This window comes from Kineococcus esterisolvens (assembly GCF_050871405.1).
Lineage (GTDB): Bacteria > Actinomycetota > Actinomycetes > Actinomycetales > Kineococcaceae > Kineococcus.
The window spans coordinates 1-13,205 of record NZ_JBJLRI010000094.1 but is presented as its reverse complement, the minus strand read 5'-3'; the positions used below and the strand labels follow the sequence as shown (position 1 = coordinate 13,205).

Here is a 13,205-nt window from a genome sequence, read left to right as displayed (position 1 = left end):
GCCGCGACCACCCGGTCGCGGCCGGCGGCCTTCGCCGCGTACAGGGCCCGGTCCGCCGCGGCCAGCAGCGAGGCCGCGTCCACCCCGTCGCCGGGGTGCACGGCCGTGCCGACGGAGACGGTGGGGCGCACGAGCGCGCCGCCGCCGACGGTCACGCGCAGGGCGGCGCAGGCGGCGCGCAGCTCCTCCGCGCGCCGGTGGACCGCCCGGGCGTCCGCGCCGGGCAGCAGCACCACGAACTCCTCCCCGCCGCAGCGCACGGCCACCTCGCCCTGCCGCGCCCCTGCGGTCAGGGTGCCGGCGATCGCGACGAGCACGTCGTCACCGGCGGCGTGGCCGTGGGTGTCGTTGACGGCCTTGAAGCGGTCGGCGTCCAGGGTCAGCACGCCCAGGGACGAGCCCTGCCGCGCGGCCCGCTCCAGCTCGGTGGCCAGCGCCACGTCGAGGAACCGGCGGTTGTGCAGGCCCGTCAGCGGGTCGCGCACGGAGTCCTCGGCCAGCTGCGCGCGCAGCCGTTCCACCAGCGCCAGCTGGTCCTCCAGGTGCTGCCGGGTCTCCACCTGCTCGGTGACGTCTCGGGCCACCACGACGCGGCCCAGCGCGCGGCCGCGGTCGTCGGCGATGGCGGTGATCCGCACGTCCAGGTGCAGGCCGGGCACGTACTCCAGCGCGTAGCGGGTGTACCCGCCGGGCAGACCCGCCAGCGCCCGGGCGCTGAGGAAGGAACGGGCGGGCAGGCCCACGGGGTCGGGCAGGTCGGGTCGCGCCTGCCGCAGCATCGCCCGTCCGGCGGCGTTGACGTCGACGACGGCCCCGCCGGCGTCCACGACGACCACCGCGTCGGTGACGGTCTCCAGCACCGCGGCGCGCGCCACGGGCACCACCCCCAGCAGTCCCTGCCGCAGGACGGCGCGGGCGCTGACGAGCGCGGTCACCGTGAAGCACAGGGGGGTGAAGTCCTGCCCGGCGAACAGGTCGGGAGCGCTGATGTTGACGACGTTGCCCGCCAGCGGTGCGGCGGCGGCCACGAGCACGCTGGTGATCTGGTGCCGGAGGACGGCCGGGGCGCGCCGCCGCGCGCGCACCAGGTGGGCGACGGCCAGTGCGAGCAGCCCGTAGCACCAGGCGGTGTGCACCCAGAAGAGGGGCCCGAACACCACCGAGAAGTGCGCGGGGTCCCCGACGTACCCCGTGCTGCGGAAGAACAGGTGGTGCAGGGGGTCGGTGGCGACCGCCACCAGGACGAGCCCCGGGACGCCGGTGAGCACCGCGACCTGCCGCCGCGAAGGGCGGTGGTGCGGGTCGGCGATCGTGCGGGCCAGCAGGTACAGGCCGACCACGCACCCCAGGACCCCGACGAACGCCGCGTAGCTGGCCCACACGTGCACGACGGGCGGCAGGTCCAGGTGCACCAGCACGGTGACGGCCGACCACAGCGCCAGCGAGGCGCACGTGCCGGCGAGCGCCGTGGCGGCGGGGGTGGCGCTGCGGCGGCGCCGGGCGACGACGGCCGTGGCGGTGGTCAGGGCGGCCGAGACGGCGAAGGCGGCGGCCAGCAGCTCCTGCACGTCCCCCCCCCGCTCGCACCGCGCACCCCACCGGCGCGCTCCTCCTGGAGCATCGGCCGCGGCGGGTGCGCCCTGGAGCCGGGCTGCACCGTCCGGGGGCTTCGGTCGCGGAGCCGGTCGCGGGGCGTCAGGTGCCGGCGGCGACCACCCGGTCGCGGCCGGCGGCCTTCGCCGCGTACAGGGCCCGGTCCGCCGCGGCCAGCAGCGAGGCCGCGTCCGCCCCGTCGGCCGGGTACGCCGCCACGCCGACGGAGACGGTGCGGTGCAGCCGCGGCGCTGCCCGGCCCTGCCCGTCCCCGGCCGCGCCGTTCCCGCCCGCTCCGGTGAGCACGGGCAGCGCCACGTTCGCGCGGGCGCACGCCGCGCGCAGCTGCCCGGCGCGCTCGACCGCACCGGCCCCGTCGGCACCGGGCAGCAGGACGACGAACTCCTCCCCGCCGTAGCGCACGACGGTGTCGCCCGCGCGCGTCCCCCGGTCGAGGACACCGGCCAGGGTGCGCAGGAGCTCGTCACCGGTGCCGTGACCGTGCTCGTCGTTGACGGACTTGAAGCGGTCGACGTCGAGCAGGAGCACCCCCACCGGCAGGCCGTGGTGGTCGGCGTGCGCGAGCGCGGTGACCAGGGCGGTGTCGAGGTGGCGGCGGTTGTGCAGGCCGGTGAGGGGGTCGCGCAGGGACTCCTCCTGCAGCTCCGCGCGCAGGCGCTCGATGACGTCGAGCTGCTCGCGCAGCCGCTGCGCGGAGCGGACCGCGTCGCTGACGTCGCGGGCGGCCACGACGTGCCCCAGCGGCCGGCCCCGCCCGTCGGTGAGGGCGCTGACGCGCACGTCGACGTGCAGGCCCGGCAGCAGCTCGACGGTCCGGCGCAGGTCACCGGTGACCGCCCCCTGCAGGTCGTGCCCGAGGACGTCCTGCGCGCGCAGCCCGGCGACGTCGGCCGGCAGGTGCGGGCGCACCCGCCGGACCAGGTCCCGCCCGGCGGGGTTCACGTCCACGACGCGCCCGCCGCCGTCCACGACGACGACGGCGTCGGCGAGCATCTCCAGCACCTGCGCCCGGGCCACGGGGACCACCTGCAGCAGCCCGCCGCGCAGGATCGCGGCCGCGTCGACGAGGCCGGCGACCACGAAGAACAGCGGTGTCAGGTCCACGGGCGCCGAGCCCCCGCCCAGCCACTGCGGGCTGGTGAGGGTCAGCACGTTCCCCGCGGTCGGCACGCAGGCCCCCACGAGGAGGCAGGCGATCTGGGTGCGCAGCACGCGCGGTGCCCGCGGCCAGGTGCGCAGGAGCGGCACGAGGCCGGCGCCGCAGACCGCGTAGCTCCAGGCGGTGTGCACCCAGAACAGCGGCCCCAGCCCCCCGACGACCCGCGGGGGGTCGCCCTCGACGTGGACGCCCGTGAAGAACAGGTCGTGCGGGTTCAGGGTCGCGGTCAGCAGCAGGGCGCCGCACACCACGAGGAAGACGGCCGCGTGGGGACGGGGCACCCGGTAGGAGGGGTCGGCGACGGCCCGGTACAGCACGTGGGTGCCGCCGCTGACGGCGTGCACGGCGGCCAGGCTCACCACGGTGGCCAGCGCCTGCACGTCGGTGCCGATCCCCGACCGGGCCGTCAGGGCCGCCAGGGACCACACGGTGGTGCCGGCCATGGTCGCCGCCAGCGCGGGCGCCGCCGAGGTCGCGCGGCGGTGGTGCAGGGCGAGCAGCGCGGTGACCGCGCAGGTGAGGGCGGACAGCGCGAAGAGCGTGCCGAGCACGTCCGGCATCGCGCCGCCCCTCTCCTCGTCCGCGGGTGCCCCGCTCCCGCTGGGCCCATCGGCGGGCGGTGCCTCCCGCTGGAGCCCCGGTTGGGCCGGACGGGCGAGCGGCGGTGCCGCCGTCAGCGGGTGCGGCCGGCGACGGCCAGCAGGTCGCGCGCGGGGCCGGCGGGCTGCTCGCCGCGGCGCCACACCGCCCGCAGCGCGCGCGTCAGGTCCACCCCCTCGACGTCCACCGCCACCAGGCGGCCCCGGTGCACGTCGTCGCGCACCGCCCAGCTGCTGAGGACGGCGGGCCCGGCCCCGGCGAGCACGGCCGAGCGCACCGCGCTCGTGGAGGACAGCTCCAGCAGCGGCACCGGGGGTTCGAGATCGGGCAGGGCCGTCGCCAGCGCCGCCTCCAGCGAGGTCCGGGTGCCCGAGCTCGGCTCGCGCTGCACCAGCCGGGCCGTCGCCAGGTCCGACGGGGCGAGGAGGCGGCGCCGCCGGGCCCACGGGTGACCGGGGGGCACGACCACCCGCAGCTCATCGCGGGCGACGACCCGGCCGGTCAGCCCGGTGGGCAGGTCCGGGCCCTCCACGAACCCCAGGTGGGCGCGGGCGGAGAGCACCCGGCGGGCGACCTCCTCGGTGTTCACCGCATCCAGGCTGACGCGCGTGGCCGGTCGCTCGGCGGCCAGCCGCGCCAGCCAGCGCGGCAGCAGGTGCTCGGCGACCGTCAGGCTGGAGGCCACCCGCAGGTGGGAGCTGCGCGCGCCGCGCAGCGAGGAGATCCCGGTGTCGAGCACCTCCGCCGCGGACAGCACGTCCCGCGCCCACTCCACCAGCAGGGCGCCCTCGCGCGTCGGGCGGGAACCGTGCGGTCCGCGCTCCAGCAGCGGGAACCCGACGAGCCGCTCCACGCGCCGCAGGCGGGCGCTGGCCGCCTGCTGGCTGGTGCCGCGCTCGCGCGCCGCGGCGCCCACGCTCCCGGTCGTGGCGACGGCCACCAGCAGCTCGAGCGCGTCCAGGTCCGGCACGCGCGGTGACAGCACCCGGGAACGGTAGCGCCCACCGGTCCACCCACAACCTCCCCTTGTGGGTGCACAACCCGCGGACCCCTACCGGGCGGGGGGTGTCGGCACGACGGTGGGGACGTGCACCGCCCCCGGACCCCGAACGCCCCCGCGCTCCCCGCCGCCGCCGTCGCGCACCTGACCCCCGGCTGGTTCGCCTGCGTGATGGGCACCGGCATCGTCGCGACCGCCGCCGTCACCCTGCCGGTGCAGCTGCCCGGCCAGCGGGCCTTCGCCGCCGGCGTGTGGGTCCTGGGCGCGGCGCTGCTCGTGCTCCTGCTGGTGGCCGGCGCGGTGCAGTGCGCCCGGCACCCGGCGACCGTGCGCGCCCACCTCGCGCACCCGGTGGTGAGCCACACGTGGGGGGCCGTGCCGATGGCGCTGCTCACCGTGGGCGCCGGCGCGCTGCTGGTGGGCGGTGACGTGGTGGGGCGGCGCGCGGCGCTCGCCGTCGACGTCGTGCTGTGGAGCGCCGGGACCCTGCTGGGGGTGCTGTGCGCGGCGGTGGTGCCCTACTGCGCCTTCACCCGCCACGGGGACCGCCCCGGCGCCGTCAGCGCCGGCTGGCTCGTGCCCGTGGTCCCCCCGATGGTCTCGGCGAGCACCGGCGCGCTGCTCGTGCCGCACCTGCCGGCCGGTCAGGACCGCCAGACGATGCTGCTGGTGTGCTGGGCGCTGTTCGGCGTCTCGCTGCTGGCCAGCCTGGCCGTGCTGCCGCTGCTGTGGGGGAGCCTGGTGCACCACGGGCCCGGCGCGGCCGCGGCCGCACCGACGCTGTGGCTGGTGCTGGGGCCGCTGGGCCAGTCGGTCACCGCCACCGGGCTCCTGGCGGGTGCCGCGCAGGGCGTGCTGCCCGCCTCCCGCTCGGCCGCGGCCGACGCGGTCGCGGTGTTCTACGGGGTCCCCGTCTGGGGCTTCGCGCTGCTGTGGGCGCTCATCGCCGCGGCCGTCACGGTGCGGGCCGCGCGCGCCCACCTGCCGTTCGGCCTGACGTGGTGGAGCTTCACGTTCCCGCTGGGGACCGTCGTCACGGGCAGCAGCGGGCTGGCCGAGCGCACCGGCCTGCCGCTGTTCGCCGCGACCGCGGTCGCCCTCTACGCGGGGTTGCTGGCGGCGTGGGCGACCGTGTTCGTGCGCACGCTGCACGTCGCGCTGCACGTCGCGCTGCGTGGCGCGATGCCCGGCCGCCCCGGACGGCCGCACCGCCGCCCCGCCCGCGCGGGGGCGGTGACAGGATGCGGTGCAGGACGGCACGAGGGGGCGGGGCGGTGCACGGGACGACGGAACTGCTGCTCGGGGTGGACATCGGCACCGGCAGCAGCAAGGGGGTCCTGGTCACCCTCGACGGGCGCGTGCTCGCCCGCGCCTCCCGGGCGCACCGCACCGGCCACCCCCGCCCCGGCCACGTCGAGCACGACGCCGACGCGGTCTGGTGGGGCGACTTCACCGCGGTCGCGCGCGAGCTGACCGCGCGCGCCGCCGACCCCGCGGACCCCGCCGCCGGCCGCGTCGTCGCGGTGTGCGCCAGCGGCATCGGTCCCACCGCGCTGCTCGCCGACGACGCCGGGACGCCCCTGCACCCGGCGATCCTCTACGGCGTCGACACCCGCGCGCTGGGCGAGGCCGCCGAGCTGGAGGAGCGCTACGGCACCGAGGAGCTGCTGCGCCGCTCCGGCTCGCGCATGTCCTCCCAGGCCGCCGGGGCGAAGCTGGCGTGGCTGCGCCGGCACCGGCCCGACGCCTTCGCCCGCGCCCGGTACTTCTTCATGTCGAACTCCTACCTGGCGTTCCGGCTGACGGGGGAGTACGTCCTCGACCACCACTCCGCCAGCCAGACCACCCCCCTGTACGACCGGCACGCCGCCTCGTGGATCGCCGAGCGCTGCGAGGAGGTCGTGCCGGGGTTGCCGATGCCGCGCCTGGTGTGGCCGTCCGACCGGGTCGGCACCGTCACCGAGGCCGCCGCCGCCGAGACGGGGGTCCCCGCCGGCACCCCCGTCGCCGCGGGCACCGTCGACGCCTGGGCCGAGGCGGAGAGCGTGGACGTCGGCTCGCCCGGCGACCTGATGGTCATGTACGGCACCACGACGTTCTTCGTCGCCGTCACCGAGGGACCCCGCTCGCACCCGGCCCTGTGGGGGACCGCCGGGGTGCGCCCCGGGCAGTCCACCCTCGCCGCCGGCACCGCGAGCACGGGCGCGGCCGCGGAGTGGTGGCGCGAGACGGCCGGCACCCCGGACGTCGCCGACCTCGTCGCCGAGGCCGCCGCCGCACCGCCCGGCGCCAACGGCCTGCTCGCCCTGCCGTACTTCGCCGGCGAGCGCACCCCGTTCGCCGACGCCGACGCGCGCGGGGCCCTGCTGGGCCTGACGCTGCGCTCCACCCGCGGCGAGGTGCACCGCGCCCTGCTGGAGGCCACCGCGTTCAGCGTGCGGCACAACCTGGAGGCCATCGAGTCAGCCGGCGTGGAGGTGCGCCGCGTCGTGGGCGTCGGCGGCGGCACCGCCTCCGGGTTGTGGCCCCAGATCGTCAGCGACGCCACCGGCCGCGCGCAGGAGCTGCCCGCCGAGCGCATCGGCGCCTCCTACGGCGACGCGAAGTTCGCGGCCGTCGCGCTCGGCGCCCTGGACGTCGACGCCACGTGGAACTCCGTGGGAACCCTCACCGAACCCGACCCGGTCGCCGGCGAGGTGTACGCCGAGCTGTACCCGGCGTACCGGCGGCTGCACGAGGCGACGGCCGACCTGCAGCACCGGCTGTCGGCGCTGGAGCGGCGCAGCCGGGGTTGAGCCCGGCGCGCCCGGGGGTTCACAGCCACTTCTTGGCGCGGAACGTCAGGTACAGGCCCCCGCACGCCGCCACGATCACCCCGAGGACCACGAAGTACCCGTACCGGGTGGACAGCTCCGGCATGTGCTCGAAGTTCATGCCGTAGATCCCGGCGATCGCCGTGGGCACCAGCGCGATCGCCGCCCAGGCGGAGATCCTGCGCATGTCCTCGTTCTGCTGCGCGCTGACGCGGTTCTGCCGGACGCCGACCTGCGTGAGCTGGGCCTGCAGGATGTCGGTGAGCAGCCGGTCGTCGCCGTCGATCGCGTCGGCGGCCCGCAGCAGGTGGTCCAGCACGTCGCGGTAGTACGGGCGCTGCCCGTCGGCGGCGCGCGCCAGTCCACCGTCGACGAGCTGCTGCACCGGGGCGATGAGCGGCACCACGGCCCTCTTGAACTCCAGCACCTCGCGCTTGAGCTTGTAGATGCGCTCGGAGTGGTCGTCCTCGCCGCCGCTGAAGACCTTCTCCTCGATCTCCTCCACGTCCACGGCGATGGCCTGCACCACGTCGCTGTAGCCGTCCACGACGCGGTCGAGCAGCCGGTAGAGCACGCGCCTGGGGCCGTCGGGCCCGTCGGGACCACCTGCCGCGGCGTCGACCTCGGCGCGGACGTCGGCGACGACGCTGGAGTCGCCGTGGCGCACGGTGATGAGGAAGTGCGCGCCGAGGAACACGGCGACCTCGCTGACGTCCACGACCTCCTCGTGGTCGACGTACCGGACGGGCTTGAGGACGGCGAAGGTCGTCTCGGGGTACTGCTCGAACTTGGGGCGCTGGTGGGCGTTGACGGCGTCCTCGACCGCCAGCGGCGGCAGGTCGAACAGGCGCTGCAACCGCGTCATGTGGGCGGTGTCGGTCCCGTGCAGGCCGATCCACAGGAAGCCGCCGCCCGCGCGGGCCGCCGCCAGGGCAGCGCCGGGGTCCTCCACCCGCTGCGGCTGGGCACCCGGTGCGTACAGCTCGCAGCGCACGACCGGCAGTCCCGACAGGTCGCCCAGGTCCGGGGAGGGGTCCGTGCCCGGGGCGTCCGGGTGCTGCTGCTCGTTCGGTGGGGGCGACACCGGTGACCTCCTGCGACGACGTGCGGGAGGACCAGTGCACCACCTCCGCGTCCCGGAACCCTCAAGCGCCCGGGCGCGGCTGCCGATGCAGGAGGTGGTCGCGTTCCGGTGCGGGGCGCCTGACGAGGGAGCACCGCCGTGCCCGGGTTGACGATCGGCCGCCGCATCGGCGCCGGATTCGCTGTGATCGTGCTGCTCATGGTGGCGCTGACCGCGTTCGGCGCAGCGCGCGTGGGCGAGATCGACGCCCGCTTGACGACCATCAACGACCTCAACAGCGTCAAGCAGCGCTACGCCATCAACTTCCGCGGCAGTGTCCACGACCGTGCCATCGCGGTGCGCGACGTCGTGCTCGCCGACAGCAGCGCCGGCGTGGACGAGCAGGTCGCCACCATCGAGGAGCTGACGGACGCGTACGACGAGTCCGCGGTGGCGATGGCGGAGGTCTTCAGCGACCCCTCCGCCGTCGACGACGCCGAGCGCGCCGCGCTGGCGGACATCGAAGCCGTCCAGGCGAGGACGCTGCCGCTCATCGAGCAGGTCGTCTCCCTCGAGCGCTCCGGCGACGAGGCGGCGGCCGAGGCGCTGCTGGCGGCCCAGGTCGCACCCGCCTTCGTCGACTGGCTCGCCTCGATCAACGTCCTCATCGACATGGAGGAGGCGAAGAACCGGGTCGAGAGCACCGAGGCGCGCGCCGTCAGCGCCGGCTTCCTCAAGGCGATGCTGGCCGTCTGCGTGTTCGCCGCCGTCCTCGCCGCCGTCGTCGCCTGGCGCACCACCCGCAACCTCACCCTCCGCATCGGGCGGGCCGCCGAGGTGCTGGCCGCCGCCGAGCAGGGCGACCTGACGCAGCGCCTGGCGCCCACCACGGACGACGAGCTGTGCCGCATGAGCCGCTCCCTGAACGCCGCGCTGGACTCGATCGGCGAGGTCATGGGCGCCTTCGAGCGCAGCGCCACCGGGCTGACCGGCACCAGCCGGCGCATCGGTTCCCTGTCGCAGCGCATCGCCAACGGCGCGGTGGAGTCCGCGGCCCAGGCCGACGTCGTCTCCAGCGCGGCCGGCGAGGTGTCCCGCAACGTGCAGGGGGTGGCCGCCGGGTCCGCGCAGATGGGCTCGGCCATCGAGGAGATCGCCCGCAACACCTCCGAGGCCGCCGCCGTCGCCGGGCAGGCCGTGGAGGCCATGAGCGCCACGACCAGCACGGTGGAGCGGCTCGGCGAGTCCAGCCGGGAGATCGGTGAGGTGGTGAAGGTCATCACCGCCATCGCCGAGCAGACGAACCTGCTGGCGCTGAACGCCACCATCGAGGCCGCCCGCGCCGGGGAGATGGGCAAGGGCTTCGCGGTCGTCGCCTCGGAGGTCAAGGACCTCGCCCAGGAGACCGCCCGGGCCACCGAGAGCATCTCCGCGCGGGTGCAGGCCATCCAGGCCGACACGCGCGGCGCGGCCGACGCCATCACCGCCGTCACCGGGGTCATCGGGCAGATCGACCAGTACCAGACGACCATCGCGGCCGCCGTGGAGGAGCAGACCGCGACGACCGCGGAGATGAGCCGCGGCATCGCGGACGCCGCCGGCGGTTCGGAGCGGATCGCCGCGAACATCGGCGCGGTCGCCGCCGTGGCGCGCTCCACGCAGGAGTCCGTCGCGGAGTCCGAGCGCGCCGCCGGTGACCTGGACGCGGTCGCCGCCGAGCTGCAGGCGCTGGTGGGTCGCTTCCGGTACTGACCCCGGGGGCGCGGGGCGGTGCCCCCGCCTCAGGCGACGGCGAAGCCCCCGTCGACCTTCAGGTCGGTGCCGTTGACCATCGCCGAGGCGTCGGAGGCGAGGAACACCACGGCGCTGCCGACCTCGGCGGGCTCGACGAACCGGCCCGCCGGGATGCGCGCCAGCATCGGCTCGCCCTTCTGCCCGCCCCACACGCGCTGCCCCATGTCGGTCATGACGACCGTGGGGCTGACGCTGTTCGCGCGCACGCCCGAGGGCCCCAGCTCCAGGGCCAGGACCTTCGTCGCCATGAGCAGCGCCGCCTTGCTGGAGGAGTAGGCGTAGTGGTCGGCCAGCGCCAGGGAACCGGCCAGGGAGGAGACGTTGACGATGCTGCCCCGCCCTGCCGCGGCCATCGCCCGGCCCACCCGGGAACCCAGCAGGGCGGGCGCGCGCAGGTTCACCGCCATCGTCAGGTCCCACGTCGCGGCGTCCACGTCGGCGACGCTCTGCGGGTGGGAGACGCCCGCGTTGCTCACCAGGACGTCCAGACCGCCGAACGGCACCAGGGCCTCGGCCGCCAGCCGCTCGGTGTCCTCGGCGAGGGAGAGGTCGGCGAGGACCACCGCGGTGCGCACCCCGTGCCGCTGCTCCAGCGCGTGCGCCAGCTCCTCCAGGGGCGCGGCGCGCCGGCCGGAGAGGACCAGGTCGGCTCCGGCGGCGGCCAGCGACCCGGCGAGGTCGGCGCCGATGCCCTGGGAGGCGCCGGTGACGAGAGCGCGCCGACCGGCGAGCGAGAACGGTCCGCTGGGGGTGGTGGTCACGATTCCTCCTGGAGGGCGGCGAGCACCCGCGTCGCCGTGCCGGGGTCGGTGATGAGCTGGTTGAAGTGCCCGCCGCGGGCGCCCGCGACGATGCCGGGGACCTTCTGGGCGCCGTGGGCCACGGCGATCCGGGTCGGTATCCGGTGCAGCGCCTCGAAGGGTACGGCGACGACGCGGTCGGACCCGTCGTAGGGGATCTCACGGCCGGACGCGTCGTAGAACCGGGTGGCGATGTCTCCGACGGAGTCGCGCAGCGCGGTCTCGACGGTCGGCACGAACGACGGGATGGAGTCGCGCAGCAGGGGCGGTGCGCCGATGCCCGTGACGACGCAGCGCGCGGTGCGCCACAGCTCGACGAACCGCTGGAACACCGGGTCGGCGTCCAGGCTGGCCCGCAGCTCGCGGCCGGGGAACGCCGGCGCGTACAGGAACCGCGGGACCCCGCCGACGGCCGCGGCGACGCGGCGGGTGATCTCGTTGGTCTGGTACCAGGGTTCCGCCTCGTCCTGCCCGCCGACGACGGGGGCCACGAGGACGCCGGGCAGGTCGGGCAGGCGCCGGCGGGCGATCTCGTAGACGGTGCGCCCGGAGGAGACCAGCAGCACGTCGCCGGGCCGCAGGCCGGCTTCGGTGAGCGCCTCGCCCACCACGGGGGAGACGGCCTCGGGGACGTGGGCGGCGCCGGCCTCGGCGGACAACCGCACGCGCTCGAGGCCGAGGGCCCGCGCGAGGCGTCCGGCGAGCTCGTCCGGCTCGTGCTGCGGCAGCGGCAGGACCTCGATGCGCACGAGGCCGCGCTCGCGGGCGTCGCGCAGCAGGCGGCTGACCGTGGCGCGGGAGGTGCCCAGGCGCTGGGCGATCTGCGCCTGGGTGGCGTCCTGGAGGTAGTAGAGCGTGGCGGCGGTGTGCACGAGGTGCAGCGGGAAGCGCCCGGTGCCGCCGGGGGGCGGCCCTGCCGGTGCCTGCCCGTCCGTCGCGTCCTGCGCCACGGTGATCGCCTCCTCGCGCCACGGGTGTGCACATGTGTGCTGGACAAGTGTGCCGCATCGCCGTACGGTTTCGCCAGGCGCTGGGCGCACGGGTGGTGCACCCGGCCGTCGGACCCGGCGCGGTCCCACTGGTCGACGAGCCCCCCGCCACGGCGCGGGAGGTGCTGCGAAGGAGCAGACGATGACGAGCACGATGAAGGCCGTCGTGGTGCACGGTCCCGAGGACTACCGCATGGAAGAGGTCCCGGTGCCCGTCCCCGGGCCCGGCGAGGCGCTGCTGAAGGTCGAGGCCGTGGGCATCTGCGCCTCGGACCTGAAGTGCTACCACGGCGCCGCGAAGTTCTGGGGCGACGAGAACCGCCCCGCATGGACCGAGACCGGCGTGATCCCCGGCCACGAGTTCACCGGGCGCATCGTCCAGATCGACGCCGAGGCCACGCAGCGCTGGGGCGTGTCCGAGGGCGACCGCGTGGTCGCCGAGCAGATCGTGCCGTGCTGGAACTGCCGGTACTGCAACCGCGGCGACTACCACATGTGCCAGCCGCACGACATGTTCGGTTTCAAGCGCCGCACGCCCGGCGCGATGGCGGAGTACCTCGTGCTGCCGGTCGAGGCGCTGGTGCACAAGGCTCCCGGCGACCTGCCGCCGGCGCACGTCGCCTACGCCGAGCCGCTGTCCTGCGCCCTGCACGCGGTGGAGCGCGCGAACATCCGCTTCGACGACACCGTCGTCGTCGCCGGGTGCGGCCCGATCGGACTGGGCATGATCGCCGGTGCCGCGGCGAAGTTCCCGAAGCGCATCATCGCGCTGGACGCGCTGCCGCAGAAGCTGGAACTGGCGAAGAAGTGCGGCGCGGACGTCGCCCTGAACATCACCGAGGTCGACGTGGTGCAGGCCGTGAAGGACCTCACCGACGGCTACGGCGCCGACGTCTACATCGAGGGCACCGGCCACCCCTCCGCGGTCCTGCAGGGACTGAACCTGCTGCGCAAGCTCGGCACGTTCGTCGAGTACAGCGTGTTCAAGGACCCGGTGAGCGTGGACTGGTCGATCATCAGCGACGACAAGGAGCTCAACGTCCTCGGCGCCCACCTGGGGCAGAACACCTGGCCGGCGGCGCTGAGGCTCATCGAGTCCGGTCGCCTGCCCATGGACGAGATCTGCTCGCACCAGCTGCCCCTGGAGCAGTTCCAGGAAGGGCTGAACCTGGTCGCCGACTCGGCGAACTCCGTCAAGGTCTCCCTCATCCCCTGACGCACCGGACACCTGAGGAGTTCTGAGCAGTGACGAAGATCTTCGGGGACCCGTCCTCGTTCGTGGACGACGCGATGGCGGGGTTCTGCGAGCTGTACGCGCAGTACGTGCAGCCGGTGCCGCACGGGGTGATCCGCTCGACCGCCACGCCCGAGGG

Annotated in this window: 9 protein-coding genes and 1 pseudogene; 4 read left to right on the top strand and 6 right to left on the bottom strand. The window is 75.8% G+C overall.

Annotated features, from left to right (window positions below):
- From ACRYR8_RS19400 to ACRYR8_RS19390, 3 genes are all read right to left on the bottom strand, one after another.
- The coding region (locus ACRYR8_RS19400; protein ID WP_432486184.1) for a histidine kinase N-terminal 7TM domain-containing diguanylate cyclase at positions 1 to 1,568 on the bottom strand (1,568 nt) is incomplete at its 3' end.
- A 127-nt stretch (positions 1,569 to 1,695) separates the two neighbouring features.
- Positions 1,696 to 3,333 (bottom strand): histidine kinase N-terminal 7TM domain-containing diguanylate cyclase, encoded by a 1,638-nt coding sequence (locus ACRYR8_RS19395; RefSeq protein WP_432485444.1) that lies wholly within the window; start codon positions 3,331 to 3,333, stop codon positions 1,696 to 1,698.
- A 113-nt stretch (positions 3,334 to 3,446) separates the two neighbouring features.
- On the bottom strand, positions 3,447 to 4,358 hold the full coding sequence (locus ACRYR8_RS19390; RefSeq protein ID WP_432485442.1) for a LysR family transcriptional regulator: 912 nt from the start codon (positions 4,356 to 4,358) through the stop codon (positions 3,447 to 3,449).
- Between the two features lie 102 nt (positions 4,359 to 4,460).
- Here ACRYR8_RS19390 and ACRYR8_RS19385 point away from each other — a divergent pair.
- Together ACRYR8_RS19385 and ACRYR8_RS19380 are read left to right on the top strand one after the other, a co-directional pair.
- Positions 4,461 to 5,510 (top strand): annotated as a pseudogene (locus tag ACRYR8_RS19385) (TDT family transporter); the annotation flags it as partial.
- 137 nt (positions 5,511 to 5,647) lie between these two features.
- Entirely contained in the window at positions 5,648 to 7,168 is a 1,521-nt protein-coding gene (locus tag ACRYR8_RS19380) for an FGGY-family carbohydrate kinase (protein WP_432485440.1), read from the top strand.
- A 19-nt stretch (positions 7,169 to 7,187) separates the two neighbouring features.
- On the opposite strand, the gene ACRYR8_RS19375 is transcribed toward ACRYR8_RS19380, so the two are convergent.
- Positions 7,188 to 8,270, bottom strand: coding sequence for a magnesium and cobalt transport protein CorA (locus ACRYR8_RS19375; protein ID WP_432485438.1), 1,083 nt, complete (start codon positions 8,268 to 8,270; stop codon positions 7,188 to 7,190).
- 138 nt (positions 8,271 to 8,408) lie between these two features.
- Here ACRYR8_RS19375 and ACRYR8_RS19370 point away from each other — a divergent pair, with 138 nt between their 5' ends.
- A complete protein-coding gene (locus ACRYR8_RS19370; protein ID WP_432485436.1) occupies positions 8,409 to 10,001 on the top strand; it encodes a methyl-accepting chemotaxis protein in 1,593 nt (530 codons plus the stop codon).
- Between the two features lie 29 nt (positions 10,002 to 10,030).
- On the opposite strand, the gene ACRYR8_RS19365 is transcribed toward ACRYR8_RS19370, so the two are convergent.
- Together ACRYR8_RS19365 and ACRYR8_RS19360 are read right to left on the bottom strand one after the other, a co-directional pair.
- On the bottom strand, positions 10,031 to 10,804 hold the full coding sequence (locus tag ACRYR8_RS19365; protein WP_432485434.1) for an SDR family NAD(P)-dependent oxidoreductase: 774 nt from the start codon (positions 10,802 to 10,804) through the stop codon (positions 10,031 to 10,033).
- Positions 10,801 to 11,793 (bottom strand): sugar-binding transcriptional regulator, encoded by a 993-nt coding sequence (locus ACRYR8_RS19360; protein ID WP_432485432.1) that lies wholly within the window; start codon positions 11,791 to 11,793, stop codon positions 10,801 to 10,803. Before ACRYR8_RS19360 ends, ACRYR8_RS19365 begins: the two co-directional genes overlap by 4 nt.
- Positions 11,794 to 11,974: 181 nt before the next feature.
- Here ACRYR8_RS19360 and ACRYR8_RS19355 point away from each other — a divergent pair, with 181 nt between their 5' ends.
- The gene (locus tag ACRYR8_RS19355; protein ID WP_432485430.1) at positions 11,975 to 13,048 is read left to right on the top strand and encodes a zinc-binding dehydrogenase; all 1,074 of its coding nucleotides are present in this window, start codon (positions 11,975 to 11,977) and stop codon (positions 13,046 to 13,048) included.
- Positions 13,049 to 13,205: the final 157 nt, after the last annotated feature.